Annotated in this window: 12 protein-coding genes; 1 reads left to right on the top strand and 11 read right to left on the bottom strand. The window is 67.3% G+C overall.

What is annotated here, in order from left to right; genetic code table 11:
• Nucleotides 1-214: 214 nt before the first annotated feature.
• The 11 genes from ACFU5V_RS42630 to dctA form a co-directional block, all read right to left on the bottom strand.
• Nucleotides 215-940: an aspartate/glutamate racemase family protein gene (locus tag ACFU5V_RS42630; RefSeq protein WP_378707395.1), complete on the bottom strand. Its 726-nt coding sequence runs from the start codon at nt 938-940 to the stop codon at nt 215-217.
• 12 nt (nt 941-952) lie between these two features.
• Nucleotides 953-2473 (bottom strand): NCS1 family nucleobase:cation symporter-1, encoded by a 1521-nt coding sequence (locus tag ACFU5V_RS42625; protein ID WP_378707393.1) that lies wholly within the window; start codon nt 2471-2473, stop codon nt 953-955.
• Nucleotides 2474-2678: 205 nt separating this feature from the next.
• A complete protein-coding gene (gene allB / locus ACFU5V_RS42620) occupies nt 2679-4022 on the bottom strand; it encodes an allantoinase AllB (RefSeq protein ID WP_378434936.1) in 1344 nt (447 codons plus the stop codon).
• On the bottom strand, nt 4015-5412 hold the full coding sequence (locus tag ACFU5V_RS42615; protein ID WP_276144113.1) for an NAD-dependent malic enzyme: 1398 nt from the start codon (nt 5410-5412) through the stop codon (nt 4015-4017). Before ACFU5V_RS42615 ends, allB begins: the two co-directional genes overlap by 8 nt.
• Before the next feature lie 43 nt (nt 5413-5455).
• On the bottom strand, nt 5456-6511 hold the full coding sequence (gene alc, locus ACFU5V_RS42610; protein WP_378434933.1) for an allantoicase: 1056 nt from the start codon (nt 6509-6511) through the stop codon (nt 5456-5458).
• 63 nt (nt 6512-6574) lie between these two features.
• Complete coding sequence (gcl, locus tag ACFU5V_RS42605) at nt 6575-8380, bottom strand: glyoxylate carboligase (RefSeq protein ID WP_378707391.1); 1806 nt, start codon at nt 8378-8380, stop codon at nt 6575-6577.
• Nucleotides 8381-8416: 36 nt separating this feature from the next.
• Nucleotides 8417-9301: a 2-hydroxy-3-oxopropionate reductase gene (locus ACFU5V_RS42600; protein ID WP_378434929.1), complete on the bottom strand. Its 885-nt coding sequence runs from the start codon at nt 9299-9301 to the stop codon at nt 8417-8419.
• A 35-nt stretch (nt 9302-9336) separates the two neighbouring features.
• Nucleotides 9337-10158 carry a hydroxypyruvate isomerase family protein gene (locus tag ACFU5V_RS42595; protein WP_378707389.1) on the bottom strand — a complete coding sequence of 274 codons (822 nt, stop codon included), beginning with the start codon at nt 10156-10158 and terminating at the stop codon, nt 9337-9339.
• 26 nt (nt 10159-10184) lie between these two features.
• Entirely contained in the window at nt 10185-10592 is a 408-nt protein-coding gene (locus ACFU5V_RS42590) for a gamma-glutamylcyclotransferase (RefSeq protein ID WP_378707387.1), read from the bottom strand.
• Between the two features lie 3 nt (nt 10593-10595).
• A complete protein-coding gene (locus ACFU5V_RS42585; protein ID WP_378707385.1) occupies nt 10596-11378 on the bottom strand; it encodes an MTAP family purine nucleoside phosphorylase in 783 nt (260 codons plus the stop codon).
• Nucleotides 11371-12804 carry a C4-dicarboxylate transporter DctA gene (dctA, locus tag ACFU5V_RS42580; protein WP_378707383.1) on the bottom strand — a complete coding sequence of 478 codons (1434 nt, stop codon included), beginning with the start codon at nt 12802-12804 and terminating at the stop codon, nt 11371-11373. Before dctA ends, ACFU5V_RS42585 begins: the two co-directional genes overlap by 8 nt.
• Before the next feature lie 227 nt (nt 12805-13031).
• Here dctA and ACFU5V_RS42575 point away from each other — a divergent pair, with 227 nt between their 5' ends.
• Entirely contained in the window at nt 13032-13802 is a 771-nt protein-coding gene (locus ACFU5V_RS42575) for an IclR family transcriptional regulator (protein WP_378434918.1), read from the top strand.
• Nucleotides 13803-13892: the final 90 nt, after the last annotated feature.

Raw genomic sequence — 13892 nt, 5'->3', positions numbered from 1 at the left:
CGGTCCAACAAACCATCGAACGATTCCAACCACTCCGTGGTCTCATCCGGATCGATATCCGGCAGATACGACGCAACACCCTCACGGATGACGCGGGAGCCCGCGCGGGGGCGGTCGGCGGAGGTAATGGCCTGTTCGAGCAAGGGATACTCCATCGTTGCGGGCGCGGGGTCGGGCACCTGTGTGTCCGCCCGGGGTGAGGGCGGTGGAATGACTAGGGCTTCGCGAGCGGCCATCCCGTGATCCGCTTGGGACGCGGGGGCGCGTACGTGCGCACCTTCGAGGTCGAGAGTCCCAACCCTACAAGAGATTCCGCCAACTTCACAGCGGCACTGACTCCGTCGACCACCGGCACGCCGGTGCGTTCGCGGATTCGGTCGTCGAGTCCGGCCATTCCGCCGCAGCCGAGGCAGATCACCTCGGCCTTGTCTTCACGCACGGCCGCTTCGGCCTCGTCGACGATCGCCTCGATCGTGCGTTCGGGGTCGGTTTCCAGTGCGAGGACGGGCAGACCGCTGGCGCGCACACTCGCGCACTTGGCGTCGAGACCCGCGAGCCGGAGCCGGTCTTCGATGAGCGGCACGGTGCGGTCGAGGGTGGTGACCACGGAGTACTTGTGCCCCAGCATCATCGCGATGCTCGCGGAGGCCTCGGTGATGTCGACGACGGGGACGTCGAGCAGTTCCTGCAGACCCTCCCGGCCGTGTTCGCCGTATCCGGCCTGGATCACCGCGTCGTAGGGTTCGCGGTACGACCGCACCCGGTCCATCACCGCGATCGCGGCGAGGTAGCTCTCGAAGTTCCCTTCGACGGATTCGGCACCGATCTCCGGTGTGAGCCCGACGATCTCGGTTCCGGGTGCTGCCGCGGCCTCTGCCTGCTTGGCGATGGCGTCGGTGATGGACGTGGTGGTGTTGACGTTGACGACGAGAATGCGCATCGAGATCTCCTGTCAGTGGTCGCCGTGGCCGCTGTCCACGGCGATCGACTCGCCGGACACGTCCACGTACTGCCGGGTGCGGTCGCCGACGACGGCGTAGATGGCCGCCGCGAGACCTGCTCCGATGAACCACGAGAAGGGGGCGACGAGATGGAAGGCGGGGACGATCGCGAACAGGGTGCCGACCACGGCGGCGGGTACGAGGGCGTACACCGCTCGCAGATTGAATCCCTTGCGGTAGTAGTAGGTTCCGGTGGGGCTGTCCGAATAGAGGGCGGGGACGTCGACCTTGGTGCGGCGGATGAACCAGTAGTCGACGAAGATGATGCCGAACAGGGGTCCGAGGACGGCGCCGAGGCCACCGAGGAAGTAGTTGATCACCACCGGGCTGTCGTAGAGGTTCCAGGGCAGCAGGACCACGCCGATGCAGGCGCTGATGATGCCTGCCTTGCGGAAGCTGATCTTCTCGGGGGCGAGGTTCGACAGGACGTACGAGGGTGCGACGAAGTTCGCCATGACGTTGACGGCCATCGTGACGATGACGAGGGCGAGGCAGGCCAGCGACAGGAACAGAGTGTTCGGGATCGCGGCGACGATGTCGGTGGGGCTGTCGATGATCGTCCCGTCGATCTGGAACTGGGCGCCGCACAGGATGAACGCGATGACGGCGAACGCGAGGACGTTGACGAACAGGCCCCAGAAGTTGCCGCGCACGACGGCGGTCTTCGACGGGGAGCGCCGGGAGAAGTCGCAGAAGTTGAGAATCAGGGTGCCGTAGATCGACATCCACAGGGCCGCGCCCGCGAAGACCTGCCGCCACATCTCCCCGCCGGACGCGGGCTTGTCGGACGCCCAGGCGACGGAGAAGTCGGTGCGGAACAGCATCCACAGTGCCAGCGAGCCGACGGTGACCAGGATCAGCGGGCCGGCCAGGCTCTCGAACTTGCGCACGGCCTCCATCCCGTAGACGAGGACGACGATCTGGATCGCCCAGATCCCGACGAAGCAGATCCATCCGAGGCTGGACAGTCCGAGGATCGAGTTCTGGTCGAAGCGGCCGAGGGACGGCGCCACGGCGACGAGGAAGATCCGGAAGACGATCGACGCGAGGTAGGTCTGGATTCCGAACCAGACGATCGCGATGATCGCGCGGACGACCGCGGGGATCTGGGCGCCGCGGATGCCGAAGCTGATCCGGCTCATCACGGGAAACGGCACGCCCGTCTTCTGCCCCATGAATCCGGCGTAGGTCATGGCGACGCAGACGATGACCGCGCCGATCATGAGCGACAGGATCATGTGGCCGCCGCCGAGCCCGAGCGCGAACAGGCCGATGGCGAACGAGTAGTTGGCGATGTTGTGGACGTCGTTGGTCCACAGCGTGAAAATGCTGTAGGAACCCCAGCGACGGCCTGCGGCCTTCGTCGGTGCCAGGTCCGCGTTGTAGAGTTTCGGACTCGTCGTGTGACGGCCGGCGGCGGCAGTGTGGTCGACGGTGGTGGTGTGCCGCGAGACTGTGTCGTCTATGAGCATGTGCCTGTCCTTGCGTGGCGGCGAACTAACTTCCGTATCACGGAAAGCTTGTTCCATTGGTCCCTCCAAGTGTGAGCCAGGCAACAGTGGACGGTCAATGATTTCCGCAGGATATATCTTGGTGGCGCACCGCCCCGAACACGACAAACCCGCTGCCGCACTGGATATTTCGTTCCAGCGCGACAGCGGGCAGGGGCGCGGCGGGTCAGGCCAGTCCGCGGCTGAGCAGCCGTCCACGGGGCGCCTCGTCGAGGTCGATCCGTTTTCCGGCCAGCCAGGTGCTGCGCACGACGCCGGCGAGAGCACGCCGGTCGTACGCGGAGACGGGATTCTTGTGCTGCAGGGCAGCCACGTCGACGACGAAGGCCTCCTCCGGCGCGAACACCGCGAAATCCGCCGCGTACCCGAGCGCGATGTGCCCTTTCGTGTTCAGCCCGACCTGCTCGGCGGGGTTCTCCGCCATCCACCGGACCACGTCGTTCAGGGTGTGCCCGCGACGCTTGGCCTCCGACCACACCGCGGACAGCGACACCTGCAGCGAGGCGATGCCGCCCCACGCGACCCCGAAGTCGCCGATGTCGAATCGCTTGAGGTCCACCGTGCACGGGGAGTGGTCGGTGACGACGCAGTCGATCACACCGTCGGCGAGGCCCTGCCACAGCAGTTCCCGGTTCCCGGCTTCACGGATCGGCGGGCAGCACTTGAATTGCGTTGCTCCCGAGGGTATTTCCTCGGAGACGAACGACAGGTAGTGCGGGCACGTCTCCACCGTGAGCTTCACGCCGTCCTTGCGGGCCGACGCGATCATCGGCAGCGCGTCCGAGCTCGACAGGTGCAGGATGTGCACCCGGCACCCCGTCCACCGGGCCAGCTCGATGACCTCAGCGATGGCGAGATTCTCGGCGCCCCGCGGCCGTGAGTCGAGGAAGTCGGCATAGTTCTCGCCGCCCGGTGACGTCGCGCGGTCGATCGCGTGTGCGTCCTCCGCGTGCACGATCATCATCGCGCCGAAACTGGCGATCTCCTTCAGCGCCAGTTCGAGCTCCGCCGGATCCAACGGCGGGAACTCGTCGACGCCGGAGTGCAGCAGGAAGCATTTGAACCCGAACACCCCCGCGTCGTGCAGGGCACGCAGGTCCGGGACGTTGCCCGGCACGGCGCCGCCCCAGAACCCGACGTCGACGTACGCCTGATCGGACGCGACCCGGCGTTTGACGTCCAGGGCGGCGGCGTCGACGGTCGGCGGGATGCTGTTGAGCGGCATGTCGACGATCGTGGTCACCCCGCCGGCGGCCGCGGCGCGGGTCGCGCTCGCGAAACCCTCCCATTCGGTGCGGCCCGGCTCGTTGACGTGCACGTGGGTGTCGACGAGACCGGGTATCAGCACCTCGTCGTCGCCCAGTTCGACGACGACCTCGGCGTCGAGCCGGGCCCCGTACGGTTCGATGACGACGATCCGGCCGTCACGCACGCCCACACTGCGCGCGACCTCCCCCGCCGCGGTGATCACCCGCGGGGCACGGAACAGCAGATCGAGCGGATCAGACATCGTCGTCACGCCCTGCGCCGGCGACTCCGCGCACCGCTGCCGCCACGGCCGGGGCGACGGCCGCGTCGAACACGCTCGGCACGATGTAGGTGGGGTTGAGCTCCGACGGGGACACCGAATCGGAGATCGCCCGGGCGGCGGCGATGAGCATGTCGTCGGTGATCTCGACGGCGTGGGCGTCGAGCAGACCCCGGAACACGCCCGGGAACGCGAGCACGTTGTTGATCTGGTTCGGGAAGTCGGACCGGCCGGTCGCGACGACGGCGGCATGTTTGCCCGCCGCGACAGGATCGACCTCGGGCACCGGGTTGGCGAGCGCGAAGACGACCGACCGCTCCGCCATCGTCTCGATGTCGCTGCCCGTCAGGATGTCCGGTGCCGACACACCGATGAACACGTCGGCACCGGCGAGGGCGTCCTGCAGCGACCCGGACCGGGCCTCGGGATTGGTGTTGTTCGCGATCCAGGAGCGGAACGAGTCGGACGTGTCGTCGGGCGAGAGGATTCCGTTCCGACCGCACGCCACGATGTTCGTCGCCCCCTGCGCGACCAGTAGGCGGATGATCGCGTGCCCGGCGGCGCCGACACCGGAGACCACGATCTTCACCGTGTCGAGGCTCTTCTCCACCACCCGCAGTGCATTGGTGAGTGCGGCGAGGACCACGATGGCCGTGCCGTGCTGGTCGTCGTGGAACACCGGGATGTCCAGCATGTCGCGGAGCCGGGCCTCGATCTCGAAGCAGCGCGGGGCGGAGATGTCCTCCAGGTTGATTCCGCCGTACACCGGGGCGAGGGCCCGGACGATCTCGACGATCGCGTCCGTGTCCTGGGTGTCCAGGCACACCGGCCACGCGTCGACGTCCGCGAACTGCTTGAACAGGGCCGCCTTGCCCTCCATCACCGGAATCGACGCGGCGGCACCGATGTTGCCCAGCCCCAGCACCGCCGAACCGTCGGAGACCACCGCCACGGTGTTGCGCTTGATCGTCAGCCGTCGTACGTCCTCGGGGTTCTCGGCGATCGCGGTGCAGACCCGGGCGACACCGGGGGTGTACGCGCGGGACAGGTCGTCGCGGTGCTTGAGCGGAACCTTCGGCACCACTTCGAGTTTCCCGCCGAGGTGGAGCAGGAACGTGCGGTCGCTGACCTTGCCCACCACGACGCCGGGCACGTCCGCGATCGCGGACGCGATCTGCTCGGCATGCTCGACGTCGGACGCGTCGCAGGTCACGTCGATGACCATGTGGTCGGGGTGGCTCTCGACCACGTCCAGCGCGGTCATGGCGCCCTTCACGGAGGCCACCGCCCCCGCGAGGGTCGACGTGGTGCCCGCGCCGACCGGGGCCGTGACGCGAACGGTGATGGAGTAGCCGGGACTGGGGTTGGGCATGGGTGTTTCCTCGGGTTCGTCGAAGGAGTAGGGGTGCGCTCGGTCAGCGGGGCGCCTGGTCGGCGACGAGCGCCTGATGCGTCTGCGGAAGCGCGTCCCACCAGGTGCGCCGTGTCTCCGCCAGCGCCGTCTCGTCGAGATCGCCGAACAGCCGCAGCCGGGACAGGCCACCGTCGGGGTAGACGTCGAGTCGCAGGTGGGTGGCCGCGGCGGCGGCGTCCAGAACAAACCGGTGCCGGGTGTCGGGTTGCACGGCGGTGCGCGGCAGCAGTTCCGTCCACGCACCCTCGTCCGAGATGTCGGCGGTGCGCGCGTCGGCGGTGCTCAGCCGCACCCAGCCCGGCGCGTTCCCGACGTAGTAGCTGGTGTCGATCTCGACGTGCCGGGGGCGACCGGCCGCGGCGAGCGAGAACACGGCGAAGTCGTTGCCGCCCCCGCGGCGCCGGGAGTTCTCCCAGCCCTCCCCCATGTTCCGGGCCCGGCCGGGAAGGATGATGTTCGCCGGCGACGCGTAGAACGCGTCCGAGCAGCCGACGAGGCGGCCACCGTTCTCCGCAGCCAGCAGGTCCACGGTCCCGTCCAGGAACCGGGGGTCGGGCACGACCTCACCGTGTACGCGCAGACGCGCGACGCCGCCGTCGGGGTAGATCGACAGCCGTACGTGCGTCCAGCGGTGCCGGTCGGCGACGGCGTACGTGTTCTCCTTGTGTCCCTCGGCCGGGGACTTCTCGACGATGGTCTGCCAGTCCGCCTTCATGACCTCCTCGATGGACGGATAACCCTCGATCGACGCCGCCTCGACGGAGACGAAGGGCGGGTAGTTGCCCTTGAAGTGCGCGGTGTCCACGACGACGCCGTGGATGATGCCGGCGGAACCGAGGCGGACGATCGCGTAGTCGTGGCCGTCGTCGCGGCGGCGGCGGGTCTCCCAGCCGTCGTAGACCTTGCCCTTGTGCCCGAAGTCCGCGGGGTCGAAGAACGGGGCCTCCGCCTTGATGAGGTTCTCCCGCTGGGCGAACAGTTCGTCGTTGGCGGCGGAGACGCTCCCGCCGAGAGCTCGGGAGGCGAGGTCGGGCAGGGCGGTGAAATCGGAAGTCATGATTCTCCTCGTGTGCTGAGTGTTGCGAATTCGTCGGACGATGCGGCGGAAGTCCGGTGTCCCCTAGTCCAGCAGCATGAGGGCCGTGGGGGCGTGCTCCCGGCTCTCCGCCAGATCCTCGAATTCCGCGACGTTGTCGAGTTCGGTGCCCATCGCGATGTTGGTGACGCGCTCGAGGAAGACCTCGACCACCACCGGGACCTTGTGCTCGCGGGCGAGTTCACGTGCCTTCTCGAGGGCGCCGGCGATCTCGCCGGGCTCGGTGACCCGCAGCGCCTTGCAGCCCAGCCCCTCGGCGACCTTGACGTGGTCGACGCCGTACCCCTTCGGCACCGCGGGCAGCGTCTCGTGCTCGCTCCGCTCCTGGGTGTTGATGTTGTCGAAGCCCAGTTGCACGCAGAAGTCCATGTCGAACGCGCGCTGCGCCTGACGGATCAGCCCCAGGTAGGAGTTGTTCACCACCACGTGGATGTACGGCAGGTTGAACTGCGCGCCCACCGCCAGTTCCTCGATCATGAACTGGAAGTCGTAGTCGCCCGACAGCGCCACCACCGACGTCTCCGGCTCGGCCGCGACCGTTCCCAGTGCCGCCGGGATGGTCCAGCCGAGCGGGCCCGCCTGCCCGCAGTTGATCCAGTTGCGGGCCTTGTACACGTGCAGGAACTGGCCGCCGGCGATCTGCGAGAGACCGATCGTGCTGACGTACCTCGTGTCGCGGCCGAAGACGCGGTTCATCTCCTCGTACACCCGCTGCGGTTTGACGGGAACGTCGTCGAAGTGGGTCTTGCGCTGCATGGTCCGCTTCCGGGTGGCGCAGTCCTCCACCCAGGTGCTGCGGTCCGCCAGGGTCCCGGCGGCCTTGCGCTCCTTCGCGACGGCGACGAACAGTTCCAGCGCCGCCTTGGCGTCGGAGACGATGCCGTAGTCGGGTGCGAACACGCGACCGATCTGGGTGGGCTCGATGTCGACGTGAACGAACTTGCGGCCCTTGCGGTAGGTGTCGAGGCCGCCCGTGTGCCGGTTGGCCCAGCGGTTGCCGATGCCGAGGACGAAGTCCGACGCCAGCATGGTGGCGTTGCCGTACCGGTGCGCGGTCTGCAGACCGACCATGCCGGCGGCGAGACGGTGATCGTCCGGGATCGTGCCCCAGCCCATCAGCGTCGGCACCACCGGAACGTCCAGCAGTTCGGCCAGTTCCACGAGCAGGTCCGCGGCGTCGGCGTTGATGATGCCGCCGCCCGCGACGATCAGCGGGCGGTCGGCGGCGGCCAGCATGTCGAGTGCCTTCTCCGCCTGCGCACGGGACGCGGCCGGCTTGTACACGGGCAGCGGCTGATACGTGTCGGGATCGAAGTCGATCTCCGCCAACTGCACGTCGATCGGCAGGTCGATGAGCACCGGTCCCGGCCGGCCGGACCGCATCAGGTGGAATGCCTGCGCGAACGCTCCCGGAACCTGGGCCGGCTCGAGCACCGTCATCGCCATCTTCGTGACCGGGCCTGCGATCGACGCGATGTCGACGGCCTGGAAGTCTTCCTTGTGCAGGCGCGCGACCGGGGCCTGCCCGGTGATCGCGAGGATCGGGATCGAGTCCGCCATCGCCGAGTACAGGCCGGTGATCATGTCGGTGCCTGCGGGACCGGAGGTGCCGATGCAGACCCCGATGTTCCCGGCCTTGGCGCGGGTGAATCCCTCCGCCATGTGCGAGGCACCCTCGACGTGGCGGGCGAGGACGTGCTTGATCCCACCGTGATCACGCATAGCCGAGTAGAACGGGTTGATCGCCGCACCGGGGAGGCCGAACGCCTGGGTGGCGCCTTCGAGTTCCAGAATCTTGACCGCTGCGTCAGCGGCGCGCATACGAGGCATATCACTTCTCCATCGAGGATTACGAGTTGAAACGGGTCACTGGGAGGGGCGGCCGGACAGCCGCTCCACTCCACGCAGCAGTCCCGAATGGTCCAGGCCGCCATCACCGTTCGCACGAGCGGAGGCCATCAGCTGGGCGACGACCGCGCCGAGCGGTGTCACGACACCGGCCTCACGGGCGGCACTGGTCACGATGCCGAGGTCCTTGTGGTGCAGGTCGATGCGGAACCCGGGCTCGAACGAGCGGTCCAGCATCTTCTGCGCCTTCTGGTTCAGGACGGCCGATCCGGCCAGTCCGCCGCCGAGTACCTCCACGGCGGCCGCGGTGTCGACACCGTAGGCCTCGAGGAAGACGACCGCCTCGGCGAGGAGCTGGATGTTGCCGGCGACGATCAACTGGTTCGCGGCCTTCACCGTCTGCCCGGACCCGTTCGGGCCCACGTGGACCACGGTCTTCCCGACGACGTCGAGGATCGGCTTCGCCGCGGCGAAGTCCTCGTCCTTGCCGCCGACCATGATCGACAGGGCCGCGTTCTTCGCGCCTGCCTCACCGCCCGAGACCGGGGCGTCGATCAGCCGGAAGCCACGCTCGACCGCCTGCGCGGCGAGTGCGGTGGTGACGTCGGGCCGGATGCTGGAGAAGTCGATGATCAGGGCGCCGGCCGGCGCGTGCGCGAACACACCGTCCTCACCGGCGAGGACGGCCTGGACGTCCGGCGAGTCGGGGACCATGACGGCCACGACATCGGCACCGGCGACGGCCTTGGCGATCGAGTCCGCCGCGGCGCCCCCGGCCTCGACGAGTGCCGCGGTGCGCTCCGGTGAGCGGTTGTATCCGACCACCTGGTGGCCGGCCTTGGCGAGATGAACAGCCATGGGGCTGCCCATGATTCCGAGTCCGATGAATGCGATAGTGCTCACGAGTCTCCTCGATTCCGTCGAAGGGTGGTGGTGGGTCAGCGGCCGGCGCGGGTCGCGCGCTGCTCGCGGGGCAGCCAGTCGAACGTGTCCGGCCGCGTCGCCTTGTATTCGAGTCCGACGTATCCGCGGTAACCGTGCCCGGCCAGTCGCTTCAGGTGGCCGTCGATGTCGAGGGTCCCGGTGCCGGGTTCGCCGCGTCCCGGCGCGTCCGCGATCTGCACGTGCCCGATCCGGTCGGCGTAGGTATCGATCGCGGCGCCGACGTCGTCGCCGTTGACCTCGAGGTGGTAGAGGTCCGCGAGGAGCCGGAGCGAATCGACACCGTGGTCGGTCTTCACCCGGTCGATCACGGCGATCGCCTCGGCCGCGGTCTTCAGCGGGTAGGCCGGTGTGCCACTGACCGGTTCGACGAGCACGACCGCACCGATACGATCCGCAGCCTTGCCCGCCTGGGCCAGGTTCTCGGTGGCCGTGTCGTCCTGGATCTTCGGATCCGCGCCGTCGATGCGGTTACCGTACAGGGCGTTGAAGGCTTTGGTGCCCAGCCGTTCTCCGATCCCGACGGTGACGTCGATGTTGTCGCGGAACGCCGACACCTGCGCCGGGTCGGACAGCAGTCCGCGATCTCCCGCCGGCATGTTGCCCGCGGCGAAGTTCAATCCGGTGAGCTGCACTCCGGCGTTCTCGATCGCGGCCACGAAGGCGTCGACGTCGCTGTCCCTCGGTACGGCGGTGTCGAACGGCCACCAGAATTCGACGGCGTCGAATCCGGCGTCCCGGGCGGCCTGCGGGCGCTGCAGGAGCGGCACGTCGGTGAGCAGGATCGAGCAGTTCAGGGTGTAGGCAGTGGTGTCCATCGGCTGTTCTTTCGCTTTCGAGGTGTTCAGGAGACGGTGGTGTTGTCGGGCTCGGGCAGACCGCGGTAGCGTCGCCAGCCGCCGTGATCGGTGATCTCGGTGAGCTCACCGGCCTTGCTCTCGAGCAGGCCCGGTCGCAGTCCTACCGCGAGAACCGAACGGCCGTCGGACAGTTCGATCACCGTGAGCTCGAGTTCCTCGGGCTCCTCGGGGAGGAAGTCGGTGCGGATGTCGCCGATCGGCACGTCGTAGAGTTCGCCCTCGATCGAGGCGCCACCGGTCTCCGCCAGGAGGAGGGCAGGGAATTCGTCACGTACGGAGAAGAATCGGTAGTTCGGTGCGGTCCGTACCGTGCCGAGGAACGTGTGCGCAGACACGTTGTGATGCAGGTTTCCGCCACGCATCGCTCCACCGTTGCAGAATAATTCGGTCATTCGTCAGCTCCTTCTTCCGTGGGCAGTTGCCGTCGTTTCAGGCCTGTCTGCCAGTTCGATCGCGACCTGAAGCAGCGCTTCGCGCAGTCGCTTGGTGTTGGCATCGAGTCCTTCACGCACCAGGTCCTGGGTGACCGGCCACGGGGTGTCGCTGATGACGTCGTGATCGGTGACCAGGGCGATGCAGGTGTAGGACATGCCGAGTTCCCGGGCCAGCGCCGCTTCGGGATACGGCGTCATGCTGATCAGGTCCCAGCCCTGGGCCGCGTACCAGCGGGATTCGGCGCGAGTCGAGAATCGGGGGCCGCGGATCGCGACCATAACACCGCCGTCGTTGACCACCCAGCCGCTCCGGCGGAGCGTCGAGACCACTGCCTGCCGCCCGCGGACGCAGAACGGGTCCGCGAAGGAGATGTGGACGTCGTCGTCGTGGAACGTGTCGTCGGTGCGGCAGGTGCGGTCGACCAACTGGTCGGGGACGACGACCGACCCGACACCGATCGCCGGTCGCAGGGAGCCGGAGGGGGTGGGCGCGAGGATGGTCCGCACACCCAGGCTGTGCAGTGCCCAGATGTTCGCGCGGGCATTGATCCGGTGCGGCGGGATGTTGCGGTGCCGCCCGGTGCGGGTCAGGTACGCGAGCCGGCGGCCGCCGGAGGATCCCAGGACGATGTTGTCGGAGGTGGGACCGTACGGGGTGTCGACCGAGATCTGTTCGGCGTCGTCGAGCAGACCGTGATAACCCCAGGTACCGAGGAGACCGACGGTGGGCTGGGTGTCAGGCATGGTGGTTCACCGTTCCTTCCGGGGTCCTGTTCACGGTCAGCGCTTCGGGCTTCTCGATCGCCGGCGGGGCCGGTGTGGTCTCGAGGTGTTCGTGCCCGGGGTGCGGGTGCATGGTGACGTCGTCCGGGTCGTCGGGTGTCACCTTGCCGTCGAGAACCGCTCGCATCTTGTCCTTGTCGAGCAGACCCTCCCAGTTGGCGACCACGAATGTCGCGAGGCAGTTGCCGAGCAGGTTCGTGAACACGCGCATGGAGTCCATGAGCCGGTCGGCGCCGAGCAGCAACGCGACGGCGGCCACCGGGAACGCGCCGATCGCGGCGGCGGTCGCCGACAGGGCGACGAACGCGGAGCCCGGTACACCGGCCATCCCCTTGGAACTGAGGATCAGGATGCCCATGATCGCGAGCTGTTCACCGAAGCCGAGATCGACACCGACGGCCTGCGCGAGGAACATCATCGCCAGCGACAGGTAGATCGCGGCTCCGTCGAGGTTGAACGAATAGCCGGTGGGGATTACCAGACCGACGACGGCGCGGTCGCAGCCCGCGTTGTCCAGCTTCTTGATGATGCGGGGCATGACGGCTTCGGAGGAACCGGTGCCCAGGGCGAGCATGAACTCCTCGCGGCAGTACTTGATGAACTTCCACGCATTCACGCCGGTGATCAGCTTGACCACGATCGACAGCACGACGATGAAGATCACGGCCGCGCCGTAGCACGCCAGGATGAGCATTCCGAAGGATTTGAGGGAGCCGGCCCCGTAGTTGCCGACGGTGAAGGCCATCGCGCCGAATGCCCCGAGCGGCGCCAGGTACATGATGTAGCCGACGATGCGGAAGATGACGTGCAGCGTCTGGTCGATCACGTCCATCAGGATCGGCGGGGCCGACTCGCTGTAGGACGCCAGAGCGACACCGAACAACACCGCGAACAGCAGTACCTGCAGCAGATTGTTCTGTGCGAAGGCGTCGAACACGCTGGTCGGGATGATGTGCATGACGAACTCGACGCCACCGGGCAGGTGCCCGCCCTGGGTCTTCTCGTCCAGTGCGGTGGTGTCCAGCGTTGCCGGGTCGATGTTGAGGCCGCTACCCGGCTTGACGAGGTTGCCGACCAGCAGGCCGAGACCGAGCGCGCACGTGGTCGCGGCAGTGAACCAGAGCAGCGCCTTACCGCCGATCTTGCCCAGCGCCTTCATGCTGCCGACCTTGGCGATTCCGGTCACGATCACCAGGAAGATCAGCGGGGACACGACCATTTTGATCAGCTTGATGAACCCCTCACCCAGTGGCGCCAGGTGATGGGAAAACTCCGGAAACACGATTCCGGTGGTGATGCCCAGGGCAATGCCGATGAGCACCTGGACGAAAAGCGATCTGTACCAACGCTGCTTTGTGGGTTTCGCAGCGATTTCGACTTCAGACACGGGGCCCTCCCTCGGGGCTTGGTGTTTTCCATATTATGGAAGTTGTATTTCGTATCTCGATATAGTGAACGCCGTCACACCGCGGTTTGTCAACCGATGTAGCGAAGGAATCGGCACGATCCGCCGCAACCGCGCTATCGTCATACGGAGCGCCCTTTCCGCCTGACGGAAAGAATGGGGGGCTCCCGGGGGAGGCACCCCGAGGCAGTCAGAGGATGGAGCCAGACATGACGAACGGTCAGAACGCGGCCGGCGGCGTGCAGTCGGTCGAGCGCGCATTCGACATACTCGAGATCATGGCGAGCGCCGGCGGGTCCATCGGCGTGAGCGAACTCGCCGAACTGGCCGGACTTCCCCTTCCGACGATCCACCGGCTCATCCGCACACTGATGAACCGCGGGTACGTGCGGCAACTGCCCACGCGCCGCTACGCGCTCGGCCCCAAGCTGATTCGGCTCGGCGAGAGTGCCACGCAACTGATCGGCGCGTGGTCGCGGCCGCACCTGTCCGAACTGGTGCGAGGCACCGGCGAGACCGCGAACATGGCCGTCCTCGACGGCACCATGGCCGTCTACGTCGCACAGGTGCCGTCCGAGCATGCGATGCGGATGTTCACCGAGGTCGGCCGCCGCGTGTACCCGCACTGCACCGGTGTCGGCAAGGCCATCCTCATGCAATTGTCGAACGACGCCGTGCGCTCACTGGTCGGCCGGACGGGCATGACGACGTATACCGAGAATTCGCTGACCGACCCGGACATGCTGATCACCGATCTCGAGTTGAGCCGGCAACGCGGCTTCGCCATCGACGAGGGCGAGCAGGAAATCGGCGTCCGCTGCTTCTCGGTGCCGGTGCCGAACGCTCCGACGCCCACCGCCATCTCCGTCTCCGGGCCCGCGGCCCGCGTCACCCTCGAGTCGGCCGACCACATCGTGCCGCTGCTCAAGCGCGTCGCGAAGGAACTCGGCACCGAGTTCGACAAGAACGCCGCACTCTAGTGTGCCGGTCCGGAAATCTTCGCCATATATTTGGTGAGGGAGTCGAGGATCTCCTCCGCGGTCTTGCGCCAGACGAAGGGTTTGGGGTCT

Origin of the sequence: Rhodococcus sp. NPDC057529 (assembly GCF_042802055.1) — a bacterium.
Classification (GTDB): Bacteria; Actinomycetota; Actinomycetes; order Mycobacteriales; family Mycobacteriaceae; genus Rhodococcus_F.
This window is presented reverse-complemented; position numbering and strand designations above follow the sequence as displayed.